Source organism: Pseudomonas putida, assembly GCF_001636055.1.
In the GTDB taxonomy this organism is placed as follows: Bacteria; Pseudomonadota; Gammaproteobacteria; order Pseudomonadales; family Pseudomonadaceae; genus Aquipseudomonas; species Aquipseudomonas machongensis.
Genome location: NZ_CP011789.1, coordinates 2350684 through 2372755, shown reverse-complemented (window position 1 = coordinate 2372755; position 22072 = coordinate 2350684). Strand labels below are relative to the sequence as shown.

General features: G+C 63.2%; 20 protein-coding genes. 16 read left to right on the top strand and 4 right to left on the bottom strand.

What is annotated here, in order from left to right; translation table 11 throughout:
- Window positions 1-25: 25 nt before the first annotated feature.
- Both AB688_RS10795 and uraH read right to left on the bottom strand, forming a co-directional pair.
- A complete protein-coding gene (locus tag AB688_RS10795; RefSeq protein WP_063543977.1) occupies window positions 26-1720 on the bottom strand; it encodes a ShlB/FhaC/HecB family hemolysin secretion/activation protein in 1695 nt (564 codons plus the stop codon).
- Between the two features lie 249 nt (window positions 1721-1969).
- Window positions 1970-2323, bottom strand: coding sequence for a hydroxyisourate hydrolase (gene uraH / locus AB688_RS10790; protein ID WP_054893660.1), 354 nt, complete (start codon window positions 2321-2323; stop codon window positions 1970-1972).
- A gap of 400 nt (window positions 2324-2723) precedes the next feature.
- Between uraH and puuE the strand changes: the two genes are divergently transcribed.
- The 7 genes from puuE (at window position 2724) to AB688_RS10755 (ending at window position 9765) form a co-directional block, all read left to right on the top strand.
- Window positions 2724-3650, top strand: coding sequence for an allantoinase PuuE (gene puuE / locus AB688_RS10785; protein ID WP_054893659.1), 927 nt, complete (start codon window positions 2724-2726; stop codon window positions 3648-3650).
- The gene (gene uraD, locus AB688_RS10780) at window positions 3650-4165 is read left to right on the top strand and encodes a 2-oxo-4-hydroxy-4-carboxy-5-ureidoimidazoline decarboxylase (RefSeq protein ID WP_054893658.1); all 516 of its coding nucleotides are present in this window, start codon (window positions 3650-3652) and stop codon (window positions 4163-4165) included. Before puuE ends, uraD begins: the two co-directional genes overlap by 1 nt.
- A 105-nt stretch (window positions 4166-4270) precedes the next feature.
- Window positions 4271-4774: an ureidoglycolate lyase gene (locus tag AB688_RS10775; RefSeq protein WP_054893657.1), complete on the top strand. Its 504-nt coding sequence runs from the start codon at window positions 4271-4273 to the stop codon at window positions 4772-4774.
- A gap of 56 nt (window positions 4775-4830) precedes the next feature.
- A complete protein-coding gene (locus AB688_RS10770) occupies window positions 4831-6150 on the top strand; it encodes a urate hydroxylase PuuD (RefSeq protein ID WP_063543975.1) in 1320 nt (439 codons plus the stop codon).
- A 199-nt stretch (window positions 6151-6349) separates the two neighbouring features.
- Entirely contained in the window at window positions 6350-7705 is a 1356-nt protein-coding gene (locus tag AB688_RS10765) for a nucleobase:cation symporter-2 family protein (protein WP_063543973.1), read from the top strand.
- 137 nt (window positions 7706-7842) lie between these two features.
- Window positions 7843-8628 carry an outer membrane protein OmpK gene (locus AB688_RS10760; RefSeq protein ID WP_063543971.1) on the top strand — a complete coding sequence of 262 codons (786 nt, stop codon included), beginning with the start codon at window positions 7843-7845 and terminating at the stop codon, window positions 8626-8628.
- Between the two features lie 354 nt (window positions 8629-8982).
- Window positions 8983-9765, top strand: coding sequence for an outer membrane protein OmpK (locus tag AB688_RS10755; protein ID WP_054893653.1), 783 nt, complete (start codon window positions 8983-8985; stop codon window positions 9763-9765).
- Window positions 9766-9819: 54 nt separating this feature from the next.
- Here AB688_RS10755 and AB688_RS10750 read toward each other — a convergent pair whose 3' ends face one another.
- Window positions 9820-10734 (bottom strand): DUF808 domain-containing protein, encoded by a 915-nt coding sequence (locus tag AB688_RS10750; protein ID WP_063543969.1) that lies wholly within the window; start codon window positions 10732-10734, stop codon window positions 9820-9822.
- Between the two features lie 273 nt (window positions 10735-11007).
- Here AB688_RS10750 and AB688_RS10745 point away from each other — a divergent pair, with 273 nt between their 5' ends.
- Window positions 11008-11619: a TetR/AcrR family transcriptional regulator gene (locus AB688_RS10745; RefSeq protein WP_054893651.1), complete on the top strand. Its 612-nt coding sequence runs from the start codon at window positions 11008-11010 to the stop codon at window positions 11617-11619.
- A 66-nt stretch (window positions 11620-11685) separates the two neighbouring features.
- On the opposite strand, the gene AB688_RS10740 is transcribed toward AB688_RS10745, so the two are convergent.
- Window positions 11686-12126 carry a GlcG/HbpS family heme-binding protein gene (locus tag AB688_RS10740; protein ID WP_054893650.1) on the bottom strand — a complete coding sequence of 147 codons (441 nt, stop codon included), beginning with the start codon at window positions 12124-12126 and terminating at the stop codon, window positions 11686-11688.
- Between the two features lie 257 nt (window positions 12127-12383).
- On the opposite strand from AB688_RS10740, the gene gcl reads away from it, so the two are divergent.
- The 8 genes from gcl to AB688_RS10700 all read left to right on the top strand — a co-directional run bounded on the left by gcl (window position 12384) and on the right by AB688_RS10700 (window position 22055).
- Window positions 12384-14159, top strand: coding sequence for a glyoxylate carboligase (gcl, locus tag AB688_RS10735; protein ID WP_063543967.1), 1776 nt, complete (start codon window positions 12384-12386; stop codon window positions 14157-14159).
- 54 nt (window positions 14160-14213) lie between these two features.
- Window positions 14214-14996: a hydroxypyruvate isomerase gene (gene hyi, locus AB688_RS10730; RefSeq protein ID WP_063543965.1), complete on the top strand. Its 783-nt coding sequence runs from the start codon at window positions 14214-14216 to the stop codon at window positions 14994-14996.
- A 154-nt stretch (window positions 14997-15150) separates the two neighbouring features.
- The gene (locus AB688_RS10725) at window positions 15151-16044 is read left to right on the top strand and encodes a 2-hydroxy-3-oxopropionate reductase (RefSeq protein ID WP_063543963.1); all 894 of its coding nucleotides are present in this window, start codon (window positions 15151-15153) and stop codon (window positions 16042-16044) included.
- Window positions 16045-16285: 241 nt separating this feature from the next.
- Entirely contained in the window at window positions 16286-17560 is a 1275-nt protein-coding gene (locus AB688_RS10720) for a glycerate kinase type-2 family protein (RefSeq protein WP_063543961.1), read from the top strand.
- Complete coding sequence (pyk, locus tag AB688_RS10715; RefSeq protein WP_054893645.1) at window positions 17557-18972, top strand: pyruvate kinase; 1416 nt, start codon at window positions 17557-17559, stop codon at window positions 18970-18972. Before AB688_RS10720 ends, pyk begins: the two co-directional genes overlap by 4 nt.
- A 231-nt stretch (window positions 18973-19203) precedes the next feature.
- The gene (locus AB688_RS10710; protein ID WP_063543959.1) at window positions 19204-20079 is read left to right on the top strand and encodes an urea transporter; all 876 of its coding nucleotides are present in this window, start codon (window positions 19204-19206) and stop codon (window positions 20077-20079) included.
- A gap of 47 nt (window positions 20080-20126) precedes the next feature.
- Window positions 20127-20963, top strand: a complete 837-nt coding sequence (locus tag AB688_RS10705) for an ion transporter (RefSeq protein ID WP_063543957.1) — start codon at window positions 20127-20129, stop codon at window positions 20961-20963.
- A gap of 93 nt (window positions 20964-21056) precedes the next feature.
- Window positions 21057-22055 carry a sulfate ABC transporter substrate-binding protein gene (locus AB688_RS10700; RefSeq protein WP_063543955.1) on the top strand — a complete coding sequence of 333 codons (999 nt, stop codon included), beginning with the start codon at window positions 21057-21059 and terminating at the stop codon, window positions 22053-22055.
- Window positions 22056-22072 lie beyond the last annotated feature (17 nt).

Here is a 22072-nt window from a genome sequence, read left to right as displayed (position 1 = left end):
CACGGGTAATGGGTAGGGCCGGCGCTCAGAAGAAGGCGTCGACGCGGAAATAGATCGGGTGCTCGCGGCGGGTTACCGCATCGGGGCGCTCCAGCGAACGGGCAAAGGTTGCGCTGGCAGCGAAGTACTGGCCGCGCACATTGAACTCCAGGGCATTGCCGCTCAGGCGCCCATGGTCCTTGCCGTTGCCATGCTGGCCCTTGATCACACCGGCGTCGTAGGCGAACGCCATGCCGTATTCGCGCAACCAGGGCTGCAGCGCAGCCCAGGTGACCGGCCGACGCCAGCGCAACTGGTTGCGCCAGTAGCCGCCGCTGTCGCCGGTGAGGGTCTGATCCTTGAAGCCACGCACCGAGGTCAGCCCGCCGACACTGATGCGCTGGGCACTGTAGAGCGCGTCCTCGCTGCGCTGGCCGGTGGCCAGGCTGTCGAAGCTGAACTGCTCGCCCCACAGCTGGAACGGCTGCAGGTAGCTCAGGGTCAGGGTGTACTTGTTGTAGCGCGACACCGGTTCGTTGCCGTGGGGGTCGCCTGCGCCCTGGGCGTCGAGCGCGCCGATGCCCTGCTGCCAGCCGGCATCGAGGTTGACGAAGGCATTGCCGATGCGTCGGCCGTGGTTGACGCCAAGCTGACGCTCGGTGATGCGGGTGCTGGAGACATCGATCAGGGTGTCGTCAAGGTAGTTGCGCGCACGCAAGTGGCTCACCCCGATATTCACCGCCGTCTTGCTCAGGCTGTCGCGGTGGATCACCCGTTCGGCCTGGAACTGGTGCACGCTGTTGTCGCCGTCGAGCTTGAAGGGAAAGCCGCTGGAGGTGTCGCGGGTGCGGTAGTAGTTGTGGTTGTAGCTGTAGTTGAAGGTCCACCAGCCCCACGGCAGGCTGTAGTTCAGGCCATGGCTGTCGGAATGGCGCCAGTGGTCGCTGACCACATCACGCCCGCCCCTGAGGCTCAGCTGATCGGCCAGGCCCAACGGGCTGTCCCACTCCAGGCCCAGGTTCATCTGCTGCTCGCCGCTGCTGGCATCACCATTGTTGTGGCGGCTGGCCGAGACTCGCCAGGGTTTGTCACGCTGGCCCTTGAGCTGCACGCGGCTACCGCCGACTTCCTGGCCTGGCACCAGCTCGACTTCGACCTGACGCGACGGCAAGCGACCAAGCTGGTCGACCATCTGCTCCATGTCGCGCAGGTTGAGCACTTCGGAGACCTGGCCGGGGAAGGTCATGGCCATTTCCCGTGGGCTGGCAAGCGCTGAGCTGTCCAGGCCTTCCAGGCGTCCTTCGACGATGATGATCTGCAGGATGCCCGAACCCAGGTCCTGCTGCGGCAGGTAGGCACGGGTGGTCAGGTAGCCACGGTCGATGTAGTGATCGGTGATGCGCTTGAGCAGGCCGTTGAGCTCGCCCACCTGCAGGCACTTGCCTTCATAGCCCTCGACCAGTGCCTGGCGTTGCCGCTCGCTGAGCAGGGTCGCACCTTGCAGCTCGACGCTGCGGATCTGGAAGCACCGCCCTTGCTCCGCGGGCGCCACGGGGGCCTGAGGGGCCTGCTTGCCGGGCAATTGCTGCAGTTCCTCAAGGCGCTTGCGCTGCTCTTGCAGAAGGTTTTCCTGACGGTCACGAATCAGGTCGCGGTCGCCGGGAGACTGGAAGGGGGCGGCACTGGCAAGCAGCGGCAGGAGCGCAAAGCCGGTCGCCAGCGCACGGAGGAAGAGGGACATGCAAGTAATCCGTCACTTGAGAACTGATCGCATCACTGCGAAAGGGTGCGCAGGATACAAGAGCAGAACCACGCCATCAACGCGCCACTCAGTGCTTTGCGACGAACGCTGATACGTTTCCATGCCTGGAATAGCGGAGGGATGCGGGACTGGGGGATCGGGCGGGGTTTCGGACAATTGCTACAGAATGAAAAAAGCCCGCCAGTGTGATAGCGGGCAAGGACCTACGAAGATTCTTCTAGCGACCAACTAGCTCCCACGATAGGTCGAATAGCTGTACGGCGAGATCAGCAACGGCACGTGATAGTGCTCCTGCCCTTCATCGATGCCGAAGCGCAGCACCACGACATCGAGAAACGCCTGGTCAGGCAGTGCAACACCTTTGGCCCGGTAGTAGTCCCCGGCGGCGAACTGCAACTGGTAGACACCAGTACGGTAGTCATCGCCCTGCAACAAAGGCGCATCGACACGGCCATCGCTGTTGGTCAGTGCGCTGTTCACCAGCTCCAGTTGCTGGCCTTCGACACGGTACAGCTCGACCTTGATCGAGCTGCCCGGGCAGCCGTGAGCGGCATCCAGTACGTGTGTGGTCAAACGTCCCATTTGCTTGTCGCCTCTTGTCGTTTGCATGGGCAGAAAATACACGGCATGCACCAACACGAGGCTGACGAAATGCCGGAATGGGCTCATTAAGACACTTTCGATTCAGATTGTACACAATTTTTTGAACCCCGCTGCGCACCGCTCACACCAGGCCTTCCGAGCATGAGCATCCGTCGCAAATACAGGGCCTGTGCAGCAGGCCGAGGCATTATCTGACCGATCAGGCAGGTTTCTTGCAGTGCTTTTCCAGCCTGAGTTTGAGGCGACAAGTGGGAAGAAATGCGGAAAAACGGGCTTACAAATGGTCAAATAAGTTGTATACAATCATCCCATCCGGTGCGTGCGACAACCCGCCGCGGTCCACCCACCACCCGCACCTACGAACATAAGGAAGACTGCAGTGAGCGCTGACTACCCTCGCGACCTGATCGGTTACGGCAACAACCCACCTCACCCGCAATGGCCGGGCAACGCCCGCATTGCCCTGTCTTTCGTGCTCAACTACGAAGAAGGTGGCGAGCGCAACATCCTGCACGGTGACAAGGAATCCGAAGCCTTCCTCTCTGAAATGGTGGCTGCCCAGCCGCTGCAGGGCGTGCGCAACATGAGCATGGAGTCGCTCTACGAATACGGCAGCCGCGCCGGGGTGTGGCGCCTGCTCAAGCTGTTCAAGGACACCGGCGTACCGCTGACCGTGTTCGCCGTGGCCATGGCCGCCCAGCGCCACCCGGACGTGATCCGCGCCATGGTCGAGGCCGGCCATGAGATCTGCAGCCACGGCTACCGCTGGATCGACTACCAGTACATGGACGAGGCGCAGGAACGCGAGCACATGCTCGAGGCCATCCGCATCCTCACCGAACTGACCGGCGAGCGCCCGCTGGGCTGGTACACCGGGCGAACTGGCCCGAACACCCGGCGCCTGGTGATGGAGGAAGGCGGCTTCCTCTACGACAGCGACACCTACGACGACGACCTGCCCTACTGGGAGCCGAACAACCCCACCGACAAGCCGCACCTGGTGATCCCCTACACCCTGGACACCAACGACATGCGCTTCACCCAGGTGCAGGGCTTCAACTGCGGCGAGCAGTTCTTCCAGTACCTCAAGGACGCCTTCGACGTGCTCTACGAAGAAGGCGAGCACGCGCCGAAGATGCTCTCCATCGGCCTGCACTGCCGCCTGGTCGGCCGCCCCGCGCGCCTGGCAGCGCTCAAGCGCTTCGTCGAGTACGCCAAGAGCCACGAGCAGGTCTGGTTCGCCCGTCGCGTGGACATCGCCCGCCATTGGCACGCCACCCATCCGTACAAGAAAGAGAACGCCTGATGACCGCTTTCAACACCCTCAAGCCCTCGACCCTCGGCCGTGACGCCTTCGTCGCGGCCTTCGCCGACATCTACGAGCACTCGCCGTGGGTCGCCGAAAAAGCCTACGCGCTGGGCAACCTGAGCGAGCTGGACGAGATCGAGGTGCTGCACCAGCGCATGAGCGACATCCTGCTCAGCGCCAGCCACGCCGAGCAACTGGCGCTGATCAACGCTCACCCGGACCTGGCCGGCAAGGCAGCGGTGCAGGGCGAACTGACCGAATCGAGCACCAACGAACAGGCCGGCGCCGGCATTCACCAGTGCACTGCCGAAGAGTTCGCACGTTTCACCGAACTCAATGACGCCTACAAGGCAAAATTCCAGTTTCCGTTCATCATGGCGGTCAAGGGCAGCAACCGGCACCAGATCCTCGCCTCCTTCGAAAAGCGCATCCACAACGACACCGATGCCGAATTCAAGGAAGCACTGGCGCAGATCAACCTGATCGCCCTGTTCCGCCTGCTGCAGCTTTGAGGACCAAACCCGGACTGGCCCGAGTGCGTGACGCGACCGCACCCAGGGCCTGCCCGAACGAGGTCCGCCCTACATACCGATAACGAATACAGAAGAGATAACCGCATGCGTACCCTGATGATCGAGCCCCTGACCAAAGAAGCCTTCGCCCAGTTCGGTGACGTGATCGAAACCGATGGCAGCGACCACTTCATGATCAACAACGGCTCGACCATGCGCTTCCACAAGCTCGCCACGGTCGAGACCGCCGAGCCGGAAGACAAGGCGATCATCAGCATCTTCCGCGCCGACGCGCTGGAGATGCCACTGACCGTACGCATGCTGGAGCGCCATCCGCTGGGCAGCCAGGCTTTCATTCCGCTGCTCGGCAACCCCTTTCTGATCGTGGTCGCGCCAGTTGGCGATGCACCTGTATCAGGCTTGGTCCGAGCCTTCCGCAGCAACGGCAGGCAGGGCGTTAATTACCATCGCGGCGTCTGGCACCACCCGGTGCTGACGATCGAAAAGCGGGATGACTTCCTGGTGGTTGATCGCAGTGGTTCCGGCAACAACTGCGACGAGCATTACTTCACCGAGGAACAGATGTTGATCCTCAATCCCCACCAATAAGAAAAGGTCGGTCATCCCGGGTCTCGGCCTGTCGGTGATCGGCAGAGGTACATACTGTGGAAGCACACCTTCACGAATGGCTGAACCTGAGCATTCGCTGGGTTCACATGATCACCGGCGTAGCCTGGATCGGTGCATCGTTCTACTTCGTCTGGCTGGAGAACCACCTGAATCGAAGCAACCCGCGCGATGGGTTGTCAGGTGACCTCTGGGCCATCCATGGCGGTGGTATCTACCACCTGGAGAAATACAAGCTCGCACCACCGAAAATGCCCGAGAACCTGCACTGGTTCAAATGGGAAGCCTACTTCACCTGGATGTCCGGGATCGCCTTGCTGTGCGTGGTGTTCTACTGGAACCCAACCCTGTACCTGCTGGCACCTGGCAGCACCCTGAGCGGCGCCGAAGGCGTGGCCATCGGCATCGGCTCACTGGTCGTCGGCTGGTTCGTCTACGACTTCCTCTGCGACTCACCACTGGGCAAGCGCCCCGCCCTGCTCGGCGCCGTGCTGTTCGTGCTGATCATCGCGGCGTGCTGGGGCTTCAGCCTGGTGTTCAGCGGTCGTGGCGCGTACCTGCACACTGGCGCGATCATCGGCACCATCATGGTGGGCAACGTGTTCCGCATCATCATGCCGGCCCAGCGCCAGCTGGTGGCGGCGATCGAGAACAACCAGACCCCTGATCCGGTACTGCCGGCCAAGGGCCTGCTGCGCTCGCGACACAACAACTACTTCACCCTGCCGGTGCTGTTCATCATGATCAGCAACCACTTCCCGAGCACCTACGGCAGCCAGTACAACTGGCTGATCCTGGCCGGGATCGCAGTGGCTGCGGTACTGATCCGTCACTATTTCAACACCCGCCACGACAGCAACAAGTACGCCTGGACTCTCCCTGTAGGTGCCCTGGCGATGATCTGCCTGGCCTATGTGACCGGTCCCAAGCCGCTGCCGACCTCGCCCGAGCAGGCTGCTGCGAAGATCGAGTACCAGCCATTGCCCGCCACTGCAGTCGGCGGCAAGACCGCTGCCGAGCTGCGCGCCGAGGAAGCTGCCAAGGCTGCCCAGGCACCTGCCGAAGCGCCGGCCCAGGCCACCGCCCAGGCTGCGCCCGGCAACTTCGAGAAGATCCACAACGTCATCCAGGAACGCTGCACCGTGTGCCATTCGTCGAAACCGACCAGCCCACTGTTCAGCACCGCCCCGGGCGGCGTGATGTTCGACACCCCGCAGCAGATCCAGGCCCAGGCCGCGCGCATCCAGGCGCAGGCCGTCGCCAGCCAGATCATGCCGCTGGGCAACATCACCCAGATGACCGTCGAGGAACGCAAGCTGGTCGGCGACTGGATCGCCAAGGGTGCCCCGGTCAACTGACACCCCACATCCTGTTTGTGGGAGCGGGCTTGCCCGCGTAGAGGCCGGTGTTGCCGGCCTCGCTTCCAATGAAACACCGTAACAAGCAAGCATCGAGCGTACGGCTCCATCCGGAAACCCCAGGTCCTTCAACCGAAGCGCCTGCCGCCTGGAGCCGCCCGCTTGGATCCGAGAATAAAAACAAAACTCGAGGTGCTGCATGTCCGAGTCACCCAAGGCGTACATCCCCGTTGCGCCGCCACGACAGCCCCTGCCCCTGTTCCAGCTGATCCTGGTGGGCCTGCAACATGTCCTGCTGATGTACGGCGGCGCCATCGCCGTGCCGCTGATCATCGGCCAGGCCGCCGGGCTGTCCCGTGAAGAAGTCGCCTTCCTGATCAACGCCGACCTGCTCGTGGCCGGTGTCGCTACCATCATCCAGTCGTTCGGCATCGGCCCGGTGGGCATCCGCATGCCGGTGATGATGGGCGCAAGCTTCGCCGCCGTCGGCAGCATGGTGGCCATGGCCGGCATGCCCGGTGTGGGTTTGCAGGGGATCTTTGGCGCGACCATCGCCGCCGGGTTCTTCGGCATGCTGATCGCGCCGTTCATGTCCAAGGTGGTGCGCTTCTTCCCGCCGCTGGTCACAGGTACCGTGATCACCTCCATCGGCCTGTCGCTGTTCCCGGTCGCGGTCAACTGGGCCGGCGGCGGGCAACAGGCGGAAACCTTCGGCTCGCCGATCTACCTGATGGTCGCAGGCCTGGTGCTGGCCGTGATCCTGCTGATCAATCGCTTCATGCGTGGCTTCTGGGTCAACGTGTCGGTGCTGGTGGGCATGGGCCTGGGTTATGTGCTGGCCGGTTCCATCGGTATGGTCAACCTGTCGGGCCTGAACGAAGCGCCTTGGCTGCAGGTGGTCACGCCACTGCACTTCGGCATGCCGACCTTCAGCCTCGCGCCGATCCTGTCGATGTGCCTGGTGGTGGTGATCATCTTCGTCGAGTCCACCGGCATGTTCCTGGCCCTGGGCAAGGTGACCGACCGCGAGGTGACACCCGGCATGCTGCGTCGCGGCCTGCTGTGCGATGCCGGCGCCTCGTTCGTGGCCGGTTTCTTCAACACCTTCACCCATTCCTCCTTCGCCCAGAACATCGGCCTGGTGCAGATGACCGGGGTGCGCTGCCGCTATGTCACGGTGGTCGCGGGCGCGCTGCTGATCCTGCTCAGCCTGCTGCCCAAGGCGGCCTTCCTGATCGCCTCGATCCCGCCTGCGGTACTGGGCGGCGCGTCCATTGCCATGTTCGGGATGGTCACCGCCACCGGCATCAAGATCCTCCAGGAGGCCGACATCAGTGATCGGCGCAACCAGTTGCTGGTCGCAGTCAGCGTCGGCTTCGGGCTGATCCCGGTGGTGCGTCCGGAGTTCTTCGCGCAGATGCCCCAGTGGATGGAGCCCATCACCCACAGCGGCATCGCCATGGCCACGCTCAGCGCCCTGATACTGAACGTGCTGTTCAACATCCTCGGGGGCGCCGAACGCGCGACCCACAACGAGGCCTGTCACCCGCACTGAGTCAGCGGGCGGCGCCCTGGCCGCCCGTCTCGTCCAAGCAGTGAAACGCAGTACCGGCGGCCCACGGGAGCGGGTCGTCCGGGGCGCCTGCGCGCCGAAGAAACCTCGAACAACAACAAGAACACGGGAATTCGCACATGAAGCGCACCACCTCGTCCCTGCTGCTGGGCAGCAGCCTGCTGGCCACCCTCCCCGCGTTCGCGGGCGACTGGCTGCAATGGCACGGCGAAAGCCTGACCTACCTCTACGGCAAGGATTTCAAGGTCAACCCGGACATCCAGCAGACCATCACCTTCGAGCACGCCAACAAGTGGAAGTACGGTGACACCTTCCTGTTCATCGACAAGATCTTCTACAACGGCAAGACCGACGCCAGCAAAGGCGTGAACACCTACTACGGCGAGTTCAGCCCGCGCCTGTCGTTCGGCAAGATCCTCGACCGCAAGCTGGCCTTCGGCCCGGTCAAGGACGTGCTGCTGGCCATGACCTACGAGCGTGGCGAAGGGTTGAACGCCGCCTACCTGATCGGCCCCGGGTTCGACCTGGACATCCCTGGCTTCAACTATTTCTACCTCAACATCTACCTGCGCAACACCGAGGGCAGTCGCCCCGGCGACAACGTCTGGCAGTTCACTCCCGGCTGGTCGTACACCATTCCCCTGGGCCGCTCCGACCTTCTGATCGACGGCTACATGGACTGGGTGACCGACAACGACCAGACCCGCCGCGGCACCTACCACGCCAACCTGCACTTCAACCCGCAGGTCAAGTACGACCTGGGCAAGGCCCTCAACCTGGGCGCCAAGCAGTTGTATGTCGGGTTCGAGTACAGCTACTGGAAGGACAAGTACGGCATCGACAGCCGCGGCAATCTGCAGAGCAACCAGAGCGTGGCCAGTGCGCTGGTCAAGGTGCACTTCTAATAACCTGACCGAACGCCCAACTTTGTATCACCGCGCTCCAGGACGGAGCACTTGAGGACCGGCGCGCAAGCCAGTAATCTGCGCGCCCCCTCGCTCAGGGCAGGCCGGATCCTGCCCGCGTTTACTGACCGCTCAGTCAATGAATTCGGGCGGTTGGTCGATGTTTTGCCAGCCAGAAACACCCTTTTCATCCGTTCAGAACGACGTCGAGCAGGATGGTTGTGACCAACCCGGAAAGTTGGCGCAGCACTTGCCAGAGAGCTGTGGCCAATCCGAAAAAACTGACCCGAAAGACAAGAAAGGCGCCGACACGAGCGCTGACAGCAACATCCAATCAAGGGAGCGACACACGCAATGCGCATCATCAACAGCCTGATCCTCGCCGGCGGCCTGCTCGCCTGCGGCACCAGCTTCGCCGACGACCTGCTGCAGTGGCAGACCAACAGCCTGACCTACCTCTGGGGCAAGAACTTCAAGGTCAACCCCGAGACCCAGCAGACCGTCACCTTCGAGCACGCCGATGCCTGGAAGTACGGCGACAACTTCATCTTCGTCGACAAGATCTTCTACCAGGGCAAGAAAGACGCGAACAACGGCCCGAACACCTACTACGGCGAGATCAGCCCGCGCCTGTCGTTCGGCAAGATCTTCGACCAGAAGCTGGAGTTCGGCCCGGTCAAGGATGTGCTGCTGGCCATGACCTACGAGTTCGGCGAGGGTGATACCGAGTCCTACCTGATCGGCCCTGGCTTCGACCTGGCGATTCCTGGCTTCGACTATTTCCAGCTGAACTTCTACCACCGCACCACCGATGGCAGCCGCCCGGGTGATCATGTCTGGCAGATCACTCCAGTGTGGTCCTACACCATTCCCGTGGGCTCATCGGATGTGCTGATCGACGGCTTCATGGACTGGGTGGTGGACAACGACGAGAACAGCCGTGGCAGCTACCACGCCAACCTGCACTTCAACCCGCAGGTCAAATATGACCTGGGCAAGGCATTGCACCTGGGTGAGAAGCAGTTGTACGTCGGTATCGAGTACGACTACTGGAGCGACAAGTACGGGATCAAGGACAGCGATGCCTTCACCACTGACCAGAACACCATGAGTTTCCTGGTCAAGGTGCACTTCTGATCTGAGCGGTGGGTCTGCTTCGCGGGTAAAACCGCGAAGCAGACCCACCGATGATCACGCTGCTGGCCGCAGCATCCGCCACAACTTGCCAGCCACACTTACCACCGCCAGCACCACCGCCCCGGCTACCACTCCCAGCACGCCGTTGATCAACGCCCCGGTCAGCGCTCCGCCACGTCCGTCGGCAAAAGCCTCGATGGCATGGTACAGCGGCGCGATGCCATGCACGAGAATGCCGCCACCGACCAGGAACATGGCCGCGGTGCCGATCACCGACAGACTCTTCATCATGTAGGGGGCCGCACGCAGGATGCCATTACCGACCGCTTGTGCCAGGCTCGAGCCCTTGCGGGTCAGCCACAGCCCCAGGTCATCGAGCTTGACGATTCCGGCCACCAGCCCGTACACACCCAATGTCATGACCACGGCAATGCCTGACAGCACGATGATCTGCTGGCTCAGCGGCGCATCGGCCACCGTACCGAGGGTGATGGCGATGATTTCGGCGGAGAGGATGAAGTCCGTGCGCACTGCGCCCTTGATCTTGTTCTTCTCGAAGGCGACCAAGTCGACATTCGCATCGGCCACGGCCTCCTTGCGTGCCGTGTGCTGCGCCTGATCCTCCTCCTTGCTGTGCAGGAACTTGTGCGCCAGCTTCTCGAAGCCCTCGAAGCACAGGTAGGCGCCCCCAAGCATCAGCAACGGCGTGACCGCCCAGGGGATGAATGCACTGATTAACAGGGCAGCCGGCACCAGGATCGCCTTGTTCAGCAGCGAGCCCTTGGCCACCGCCCAGACCACCGGGATCTCCCGCTCGGCCCGTACCCCGGTCACCTGCTGGGCGTTGAGCGCCAGGTCATCGCCCAGCACGCCTGCGGTCTTCTTCGCCGCGACCTTGGTCATCAGCGAAACATCGTCCAGCACCGTGGCGATGTCGTCGATCAACACCAGTAAGCTGCTTCCTGCCATGTCGTTGTGTTTCCAATGATTGCAAAGGTCCGATTCTAGCCCAATGCCGTCGCCTTGAGCCGCTCTCCGGGCCGGTGCTACCATGCCCGACGCTCTCAGGGTCTGTATGAAAAGCCTTGAGACGAAGGTCAGGCAAGGCGAAAACAGCCGAGGAAGCGGAGTTTACGGATTGTAAATGAGCATTCCGAGGCTGTTTTCAACGCAGCATCACCGAGTATCAAGGCTTTTCGTACAGAGCCTAGAGGCGGCCAGTCACAGGAAGATTCATAGACCATGAGCACGATTCGCGAGCGCAACAAGGAACTGATCCTGCGCGCGGCCAGCGAGGAATTCGCCGACAAAGGCTTCGCCGCCACCAAGACCAGCGATATCGCTGCCAAGGCCGGGCTCCCCAAGCCGAACGTCTACTACTACTTCAAGTCGAAAGAGAACCTCTACCGCGAGGTGCTCGAGAGCATCATCGCGCCGATCATGCAGGCGTCCACGCCGTTCAACGCCGATGGCGATCCCAAAGAAGTGCTCAGCGGCTACATCCGCTCGAAGATCCGCATCTCCCGCGACCTGCCGCATGCCTCCAAGGTGTTCGCCAGCGAGATCATGCACGGCGCCCCGCACCTCTCGCCTGGGCAGGTCGAGCAGCTCAACGAGCAGGCGCGTCACAACATCGAGTGCATCCAGCGCTGGATCGAACGCGGCCAGATCGCCCCGGTCGATCCACATCACCTGATGTTCAGCATCTGGGCGGCGACGCAAACCTACGCCGACTTCGATTGGCAGATTGCCGTGGTGACCGGCAAGGCCAAGCTCGCCGACAGCGATTACGACGCCGCCGCCGAAACCATCATCCGCCTGGTTCTCAAAGGGTGTGAGCCCGAGGCGGCCTGACGGTCGGCGTACACCGCTCCCATCCTTGGCCGACGGGCCCTGGCGGGAGCGCAGGCCAACGCGGTATCAGACAGCTACCCCAGCATCAGCCGTAAGCCCGAGCGCCTCGATGGCAGTGATTGCGCACTGCTCGTCGATGTCCGACGTGTCCCCGCTGATCCCCACCGCACCCAGCACTTTCCCCGCCTGATCACGGATCAGCACCCCACCTGGCGCGGGGACCACCGACCGCTCGCCCAAGCCGTTCAACGCCGCGAAAAACGCCGGTCGCTGCTGTGCATCCAGCGCCAGCAGGCGTGACCCCTTGCCCAGGGCCACAGCCCCCCAGGCTTTGCCCATGGCCACCTGCGGACGTAACAGACTGGCACCGTCCTCGCGTTGCAAGGCCAGCAGATGGCCGCCGGCATCCAGCACCGCCACCGTCAGCGGTGCGGCGTCGATCTTGCGCCCGGCGGCAAGGGCAGCAGCGACCAAGGTGTTGGCGACGTTGAGCGTCATTGCGTTCATGGAAAGGTCCTCTTCTTGTTGTGAGAAGCCCTGAGGGGCAGTTGAAAACCGATAAGCAAATAGAACACAACAGAAAGTTTTTTTGTATACAATATTTTTGAACGATCGTACTCCATCAGATAGAACGCCTTTTCTGTGGGGTTTCCAGCGAAAGCCAATCGACCCGATGAAAATGCATTGACCTGAAGCTCAGAGCGTGAATACACTTTGGCGCAAAGCAAGTTGTATACAATTACAAAATCGATGAGGCACAAATCATGAGCAAAATGAGAGCAATCGATGCAGCCGTTCTGGTCATGCGCCGTGAAGGCGTAGAGACGGCATTCGGCATTCCCGGGGCTGCCATCAACCCGCTGTACTCGGCCCTGAAGAAAGTCGGCGGCATCGATCACGTCCTCGCTCGCCACGTCGAAGGTGCCTCGCACATGGCCGAGGGCTACACCCGCGCCAACCCAGGCAACATCGGTGTGTGCATCGGCACCTCCGGCCCAGCCGGCACCGACATGGTCACCGGCCTGTACAGCGCCTCGGCCGACTCCATCCCGATCCTGTGCATCACCGGCCAGGCCCCCCGCGCCCGCCTGCACAAGGAAGACTTCCAGGCCGTCGACATCACCAGCATCGTCAAGCCGGTGACCAAGTGGGCCACCACTGTGCTGGAGCCGGGCCAGGTGCCCTACGCCTTCCAGAAAGCCTTCTACGAGATGCGTACCGGCCGACCAGGCCCGGTGCTGATCGACCTGCCGTTCGACGTGCAGATGGCCGAAATCGAATTCGACATCGACGCCTACGCGCCGCTGCCGGTACACAAGCCTTCGGCCACGCGAATCCAGGCCGAGAAAGCCCTGGCCCTGCTCAATGACGCCGAACGTCCGCTGCTGGTCGCAGGTGGCGGCATCATCAATGCCGACGCCAGCGACAAGCTGGTCGAGTTCGCCGAACTGACCGGCGTGCCAGTGATCCCGACCCTGATGGGCTGGGGCACCATCCCTGACGACCACGAACTGATGGTCGGCATGGTCGGCCTGCAGACCTCGCACCGCTATGGCAACGCTACGCTGCTCAAGTCCGACCTGGTGTTCGGCATCGGCAACCGCTGGGCCAACCGCCACACCGGCTCCGTCGATGTCTACACCGAAGGCCGCAAGTTCGTGCATGTCGACATCGAACCGACCCAGATCGGCCGTGTGTTCACCCCTGACCTGGGCATCGTCTCCGACGCCGGCGCTGCGCTGGACGCCTTCCTGGAAGTGGCCCGCGAATGGAAAGCGGCCGGCAAGCTCAAGTGCCGCAAGGCCTGGCTGGAAGATTGCCAGCAGCGCAAGTCGAGCCTGCAGCGCAAGACTCACTTCGACAACGTGCCGGTCAAGCCGCAGCGCGTATACGAAGAAATGAACCAGGTATTCGGCAAGGACACCTGCTACGTCAGCACCATCGGCCTGTCGCAGATTGCCGGCGCGCAGTTCCTCCACGTGTACAAGCCGCGCCACTGGATCAACTGCGGCCAGGCCGGCCCGCTGGGCTGGACCATCCCCGCGGCCCTCGGCGTGGTCAAGGCCGACCCGAAACGCAAGGTGGTGGCGCTGTCGGGTGACTACGACTTCCAGTTCATGATCGAGGAGTTGGCGGTCGGTGCGCAGTTCAACCTGCCCTACGTCCATGTGCTGGTGAACAACGCCTACCTCGGCCTGATCCGCCAGGCCCAGCGTGGCTTCGACATGGATTACTGTGTACAACTGGCGTTCGAGAACATCAACTCCAGCGAAGCCGGCAGCTACGGCGTGGATCACGTCGCCGTGGTCGAGGGCCTGGGCTGCAAGGCGCTGCGCGTGTTCGAGCCGGGCGAAATCGCCCCTGCCCTGCTCAAGGCGCAGAAAATGGCCGAAGAGTTCCGCGTGCCGGTGGTGGTCGAGGTGATTCTCGAGCGCGTCACCAACATTTCCATGGGTACCGAGATCAACGCGGTCAACGAGTTCGAAGACCTCGCGCTGGTCGGCAACGACGCGCCGACTGCCATCTCGCTGCTCGACTGATTGCCGACGCCCCCGCGCAGGCTGCCGGGGGCTTTCATCTGCAAGGAGACAACCATGCCTCGCTTCGCTGCCAACCTGTCCATGCTGTTCACCGAACAGGACTTCCTCGCCCGCTTCAAAGCCGCTGCCGACGCGGGCTTCAGCGGTGTCGAATACCTCTTCCCGTACGACTTCAGCGCCAGCGAGATCAAGCAGCAGCTCGATGCCCACGGCCTGACCCAGGTGCTGTTCAATCTGCCTGCAGGCGACTGGGCCAAAGGTGAACGCGGCATCACCTGCCACCCTGATCGCATCGAAGAGTTCCGCGCCGGCGTCGACAAGGCCATCGAATACGCCAAGGTGCTGGGCAACAAGCAGGTCAACGCCCTGGCCGGCATCCGCCCACAAGGCCTGCAGTGCGCCGAGGTGCGCAAGACCTTCGTCGACAACCTCAAGTACGCCGCCGACAAGCTCGAAGCCGCCGGGATCCGCTTGGTCATGGAGATGATCAACACCCGCGACATCCCAGGCTTCTACCTGAACACCACCGCCCAGGCCCTGGAGATCCAGGCCGAGGTGGGCAGCGCCAACCTGTTCCTGCAGTACGACATCTACCACATGCAGATCATGGAGGGTGACCTGGCGCGGACCCTGGAAACCCACCTCAAGCAGATCAACCACATCCAGCTCGCCGACAACCCCGGCCGTCACGAGCCGGGCACTGGCGAGATCAACTACCGCTTCCTGTTCGAGCACCTGGACCGCATCGGTTACCAGGGCTGGGTGGGTGCGGAGTACAAGCCCAAGACCACTACCGAGGCCGGGCTCGCCTGGCTGAAAACCCATAACGCGATCTAACGAACACAGTCGCTCCCTGTAGGAGCGGGCTTGTCCCGCGAGGGCGCCCGCAAGGACACCTCCGTCGCCTGACCTGCCGCATTCGCGGGCAAGCCCGCTCCCACAAGGCGCTCAGTTCGCTTGAGATATCACAAATACAAAGAGGCACATTCTCATGGCTAAAATCGGTTTCATCGGCACCGGCATCATGGGCAAGCCCATGGCCCAGAACCTGCAGAAAGCAGGTCACAGCCTGTTCGTCTCCACCCACCACGACGCCGCTCCTGCCGACCTGGTCGCCGCAGGTGCCGTGGCCCTGGCCAACCCTAAAGAGGTGGCGCAGGAAGCCGAATTCATCATCGTGATGGTGCCCGACACCCCGCAGGTCGAGAGCGTGCTGTTCGGTGAAAATGGCGTCGGTGAAGGCGTCGGCCCGAACAAGGTGGTGATCGACATGAGCTCGATCTCCCCCACCGCGACCAAGGCCTTCGCCGAGAAAATCAAGGCAACTGGCGCCACCTACCTGGACGCCCCGGTATCCGGCGGTGAAGTCGGCGCCAAGGCCGCAACCCTGAGCATCATGGTCGGCGGCTGCCCGAAAGCCTTCGAGCGCGCCCTGCCGCTGTTCGAAGCCATGGGCAAGAACATCACGCGCGTCGGTGGCAATGGCGATGGCCAGACCGCGAAGGTGGCCAACCAGATCATCGTCGCCCTGAACATCCAGGCCGTCAGCGAAGCGCTGCTGTTCGCCGCCAAGAACGGCGCCGACCCGGCCAAGGTGCGCGAAGCGCTGATGGGCGGTTTCGCCTCCTCGAAGATCCTCGAAGTCCATGCCGAGCGCATGATCAAGGGCACCTTCGACCCGGGCTTCCGTATCAGCCTGCACCAGAAAGACCTCAACCTGGCCCTGCAGGGTGCCAAGGAGCTGGGCATTAACCTGCCCAACACCTCCAATGCCCAGCAGGTGTTCAACACCTGCGCGGCCCTGGGTGGCAGCAACTGGGACCACTCGGCACTGATCAAGGGGCTGGAGCACATGGCCAACTTCTCGATTCGTGACGACCAGTAATTTGTAAGCCTTACCGGCCGCTTCGCGGGCAAGCCCACTCCTACGAGGGATCCACAGTCCCCGAGGACTGCGTTGACCCTGTAGGAGCGGGCTTGCCCGCGAAGAAGCCAACACCGCTGAACCTGCGACCACAGGCTCAGGGGTGACACCGAGCAACACCCGCCCCTGGTTCGGCCTGCACGGAGGCAGTTCCAGGGGCGTTTTCGATTCTGCAGAACAACAAGAACTTTGGGAGCCTGCCATGTCGGTCGATCCACAGAAACTCCTGCGCGAGCTGTTCGACACAGCCATCGCCGCCGCCCATCCCCGTCAGGTCCTCGAACCTCACCTGCCCGCCGATCGCAGCGGCCGGGTCATCGTCATCGGCGCTGGCAAGGCCGCCGCCGCCATGGCCGAAGTGGTCGAGAAGAGCTGGCAGGGCGAAGTCTCGGGCCTGGTCGTGACCCGCTACGGCCATGGCGCCAATTGCCAGAAGATCGAGGTGGTCGAAGCCGCCCACCCGGTCCCCGACGCCGCCGGCCTTGCGGTTGCCAAGCGCGTGCTGCAACTGGTCAGCAACCTCGATGAAGACGACCGCGTCATCTTCCTGCTCTCCGGCGGCGGCTCGGCCCTGCTGGCACTGCCCGCCGAGGGCCTCACGCTGGCCGACAAGCAGCAGATCAACAAGGCGCTGCTCAAGTCCGGCGCCACCATCGGCGAGATGAACTGCGTGCGCAAGCACCTCTCGGCGATCAAGGGCGGACGCCTGGCCAAGGCCTGCTGGCCCGCCACCGTCTATACCTACGCCATTTCCGATGTGCCGGGCGATCTGGCTACCGTCATCGCCTCCGGCCCCACCGTGGCCGACCCGAGCACCTCGGCCGATGCCCTGGCGATCCTCAAGCGCTACGACATCGAGGCGCCCAAGGCGGTCATCGACTGGCTGAACAACCCGGCATCGGAAACCGTCAAGGCCGATGACCCGGCCCTGGCGCGCAGCCACTTCACACTGATCGCCAAACCCCAGCAATCGCTCGAGGCTGCCGCGGTGAAAGCCCGCCAGGCCGGTTTCAGCCCACTGATCCTGGGGGATCTGGAAGGTGAATCGCGCGAAGTGGCCAAGGTGCACGCCGGCATCACCCGGCAGATCGTCCTGCATGGCCAGCCGCTGAAGGCCCCTTGCGTGATCCTGTCCGGCGGCGAGACCACCGTCACCGTGCGCGGCAATGGCCGTGGCGGGCGCAACGCCGAGTTCCTGCTCAGCCTCACCGAAAGCCTCAAGGGCCTGCCTGGCGTGTACGCACTGGCCGGCGACACCGACGGCATCGACGGCTCCGAAGAAAACGCCGGTGCCCTGATGACCCCGGACAGCTTCAGCCGCGCACAGGCCCTGGGCCTGTCGGCCAGTGACGAGCTGGACAACAACAACGGCTATGGCTACTTCGCCGCGCTCGATGCCTTGATCGTCACCGAGCCAACCCGCACCAACGTCAACGACTTCCGCGCCATCCTGATCCTCGAGACCTCGCAATCATGACGCCCGATAAAAAAGTGAAAATCCTCGCCACCCTGGGGCCGGCGATCAACGGCATCGATGACATCCGCCAACTGGTCGAAGCCGGAGTGAATATCTTCCGCCTCAACTTCAGCCACGGCGAACACGCCGATCACGCCCTGCGCTACCAGTGGATCCGCGAGGTCGAGCAGCAACTGAACTACCCGCTGGGCATCCTCATGGACCTGCAGGGGCCGAAACTGCGTGTCGGCCGTTTCGCCGAAGGCAAGGTGCAGTTGCAGCGTGGCCAGGCCCTGCGCCTGGACCTGGACAAGGCCCCCGGCGACAGCCGCCGGGTCAACCTGCCGCACCCGGAAATCATCGCCGCGCTGGAGCCCGGCATGGACCTGCTGCTCGACGATGGCAAGCTGCGCCTGCGGGTCACCGCCAAGCATGCCGACGCCATCGACACCGAAGTGCTGGCCGGCGGCGAGCTGTCCGACCGCAAGGGCGTCAACGTCCCTCAAGCTGTGCTGGACCTCTCCCCGCTCACCGAGAAAGACCGCCGCGACCTGGCCTTCGGCCTGGAACTGGGCGTGGACTGGGTGGCGCTGTCGTTCGTCCAGCGCCCAGAAGACATCGTCGAGGCGCGCCAGTTGATCGGCGAACGTGCCTACCTGATGGCCAAGATCGAGAAGCCCTCGGCGGTCGAGCAACTGCAGGCCATCGCCGAGCTGTCCGATGCGATCATGGTCGCCCGTGGCGACCTGGGCGTGGAAGTGCCGGCTGAAAGCGTGCCGCAGATCCAGAAGCGCATCATCAGTACCTGCCGCCAACTGGGCAAGCCGGTGGTGGTGGCGACGCAGATGCTTGAGTCGATGCGCTTCTCGCCTGCTCCGACCCGCGCCGAGGTCACCGACGTGGCCAATGCCGTGGCCGAAGGCGCCGACGCGGTGATGCTGTCGGCCGAGACCGCCTCCGGCGACTACCCACTGGAGGCGGTGCAGATGATGAGCAAGATCATCCGCCAGGTGGAAAACGGCCCGGACTACCAGGCCCAGCTCGACGTCGGCCGTCCCAAGGCCGAGGCCACGGTTTCGGACGCCATCAGCTGCGCGATTCGGCGCATCAGCGGCATCCTGCCGGTGGCGGTGCTGGTCAACTACAGCGAGTCAGGGGCCTCGACCTTGCGCGCCGCCCGCGAGCGGCCACGGGCCCCCATCCTCAACCTGACGCCGAACCTCAAGACCGCGCGCCGACTCAGCGTCACCTGGGGTGTGCATTCGGTGGTCAACGACCGCCTGCGTCAGGTCGATGAGATCTGCTCGACTGCGCTGGAGATCGCCCAGGCACAAGGCATGGCCAGCCGTGGCGACACCCTGCTGATCACCGCGGGGGTGCCGTTCGGCCAGCCGGGGAGCACCAATACCTTGCGGATCGAGACCTTGATCTGAAGACCGGCCCTGCAATTTTGTAGAAGCAACTGTCTTGTTCGAAATCTAAAGGCCAGCCCAATCCCTGTGGGAGCGGGCTTGTCCCGCGAACACGGGCGTAGCCCGTGCCAGGCAGCGCGGTGTCTTTTTCGCGGGCAAGCCCGCTCCTACAGAGCGCGCAGAGCCAATCCAATGGCGCACAACCGAGGCCCGAAGAGGCCCAGCGCCTTTCACTCACCTTGCCGACTGCCCATGTACACCAAGAATTTCATCAACCCGTGCCCCGACTGGGCCACGGCGCTGCTCAACGGCTTCAGCCAGGTGCTGCTGCTGCGCGATCCCCTGTGCGGCCTGTGCTGCCTGCTGGCCATCCTCCTCACCGCCCCGGACCTGGTCGGCGGCGCGCTGCTCGGCGCCCTCGCCGGCCTGCTCACGGCGCAGCGCCGCGGCTATGCCCGCGCTGATCGCCAGGCCGGCCTTTACAGCTACAACGGTGTGCTGATCGGCCTGCTGATCAGTGCGCTGGTGCCTTGGTCGGCGATCGTGCCTGCGCTGATCCTTGCTGCCGGCGGCCTGTCGAGCATCATCACCCACCAGTGGCGCAAGCGCGGCGGCCCTCTGCTGTTGGCCTACACTGCGCCTTTCGTGCTGCTGGGCTGGATCATGCTGCTGATCATCGAGCCCGGCGTCAGCGGCCAGGCCGAAGCCAGCCACGTGCACGGGGTACTGCGTGGGGTCGGCCAGGTGTTTCTGCTCGATGCACCGTTGGCGGGCCTGCTGATCGTCGCCGGCATGTTCTTCGCCCATCCTCGTGCTGCGTGCTGGGCCCTGATCGGCTCAGCCATCGGTGGCGGTGCGGCCTTGCTCGCTGACCAGGCAGCTGCGGCCTGGATGGGCTTGTATGGTTTCAACACCGCACTGGCCGCACTGGCCTTCAGCCGCCAGGGCGAACGCCCCTGGGTCCCGCTGCTGGCCATCGCCCTGGCCCTGCTGCTGCAGGCGCTGTCCAGTCTGTGGCCGCTGCCGGCGCTCACCGCGCCCTTCGTCCTCGCTTGCTGGTTGATGCATCTGGGCGGCCACCTCGTCCAGCAAGCCCGACAGCGCAGCGCGCAGCGCTTGCACGGCTGAGAGCCAGCCCCTAGGCTCTCACCGGCAACGTATAACGGAACGAGCCCATGGACACCCCTTCGAGCCTGCGCGAGCGGCTCTATGTGATCGTCTTCCAGACCGACACCGTCGCTGGAAGACGCTTTGACAAGATCCTTCTGCTGATCATCCTGGCCAGCCTGGTCACCGTCATCCTCGACAGCATCGACGATGTGCACCGCAATTATTCCGGCCTGCTGGCCGGCATCGAGTGGGCCTTCACGGCGATCTTCCTCGCCGAGTACCTCACCCGCCTGTACTGCTCGCCAAAGCCGCTGCGCTACGCGTTCAGCTTCTACGGCCTGGTCGACCTGCTGGCCATCGTGCCGGGGATCATCGCCCTGTACTACAGCGACGCCCAGTACCTGCTGATCATTCGGGTGATCCGCATGCTGCGGATCTTCCGCGTGCTCAAGCTCAGCCCCTACCTCAAGCAGGCGCACTATCTGCTCGAGGCGTTGCGCGGCAGCAAACAGAAGATCATCGTGTTCCTGGTCAGCGTTTCGACCCTGGTCACCGTGTTCGGTACGCTGATGTACGTGATCGAAGGGCCCGAGCACGGCTTTACCAGCATTCCCAAGGGCATCTACTGGGCCATCGTTACCCTGACCACGGTCGGCTTCGGCGACATCGTGCCCAAGACGCCGTTGGGCCAGGTACTGTCATCGCTGGTGATGATCATCGGCTACTCGATCATCGCCGTGCCCACCGGGATCTTCACTGCCGAGCTGGCCAACGCCATGCGTGGCGAACAGTTGCGCCACGATTGCCCGACCTGCGCCAAGAAAACCCATGAGCCGACGGCAGCATTCTGTTCGCGCTGTGGCAATGCGCTGTTTCCCAAGGCAGCGACCAAGCAGGCATAAGCAAAGTCTGTTTTGATCTTTAATGGCTCAAGAACCAGAGGTTATAGTTACTGGCACATTGCCAAACTTTCACTCACAACAAGGAATGCCCCTGTGAAAAAACTCTTCAGCGCCTCGCTGCTCGCCGCAGGCCTGGCCCTCGGCAACCTGGCCCAGGCCGCGCCGACCCTGCTGAACGTCTCGTACGATGTGATGCGCGACTTCTACAAGGACTACAACCCGGCGTTCCAGAAGCATTGGGAAGAAGAGCACAAGGAAAAGGTCGTTGTGCAGATGTCCTTCGGCGGCTCGAGCAAGCAGGCGCGTGCCGTGATCGATGGCCTGCCGGCCGATGTCATCACCATGAACATGGCCACCGACATCAATGCCCTGGTCGACAACGGCAAGCTGGTGCCGGACAACTGGGTTACCCGCCTGCCGAACAACAGCGCGCCGTTCACCTCGGCCACCGTGTTCATCGTGCGCAAGGGCAACCCGAAGGCGCTGAAAGACTGGCCGGATCTGCTCAAGGATGGCGTGCAGGTGATCGTGCCCAACCCCAAGACCTCGGGTAACGGCCGCTACACCTACCTCTCGGCCTGGGGCTACGTACTCAAGCAAGGCGGCGACGAAGCCAAGGCCCGTGATTTCGTCGGCAAGCTGTTCAAGCAGGCACCGGTGCTCGACACTGGCGGTCGCGCTGCCACCACGACCTTCATGACCAACCAGATCGGCGACGTACTGGTCACCTTCGAGAACGAAGCCGAGATGATCGCCCGCGAGTTCGGTCGTGATCAGTTCGAGGTGGTCTATCCGAGCGTGTCGGCAGAAGCCGAGCCACCAGTGAGCGTGGTCGACAAGGTGGTCGACAAGAAACAGACCCGCGCCGTGGCCGAGGAATACCTCAAGTACCTGTGGTCGCCGGCGGCCCAGGAAATCGCCGCGCAAAACTACCTGCGCCCGCGTGATGCCACCGTCCTGGCCAAGTACACCGACCGCTTCCCGAAAGTCGATTTCCTCTCGGTGGAGAAGACCTTCGGTGACTGGCGCACCGTGCAGAAGACCCACTTCAACGACGGCGGCGTGTTCGACCAGATCTACACCAACAAGTAACTGGCTTGGGGCGCGCT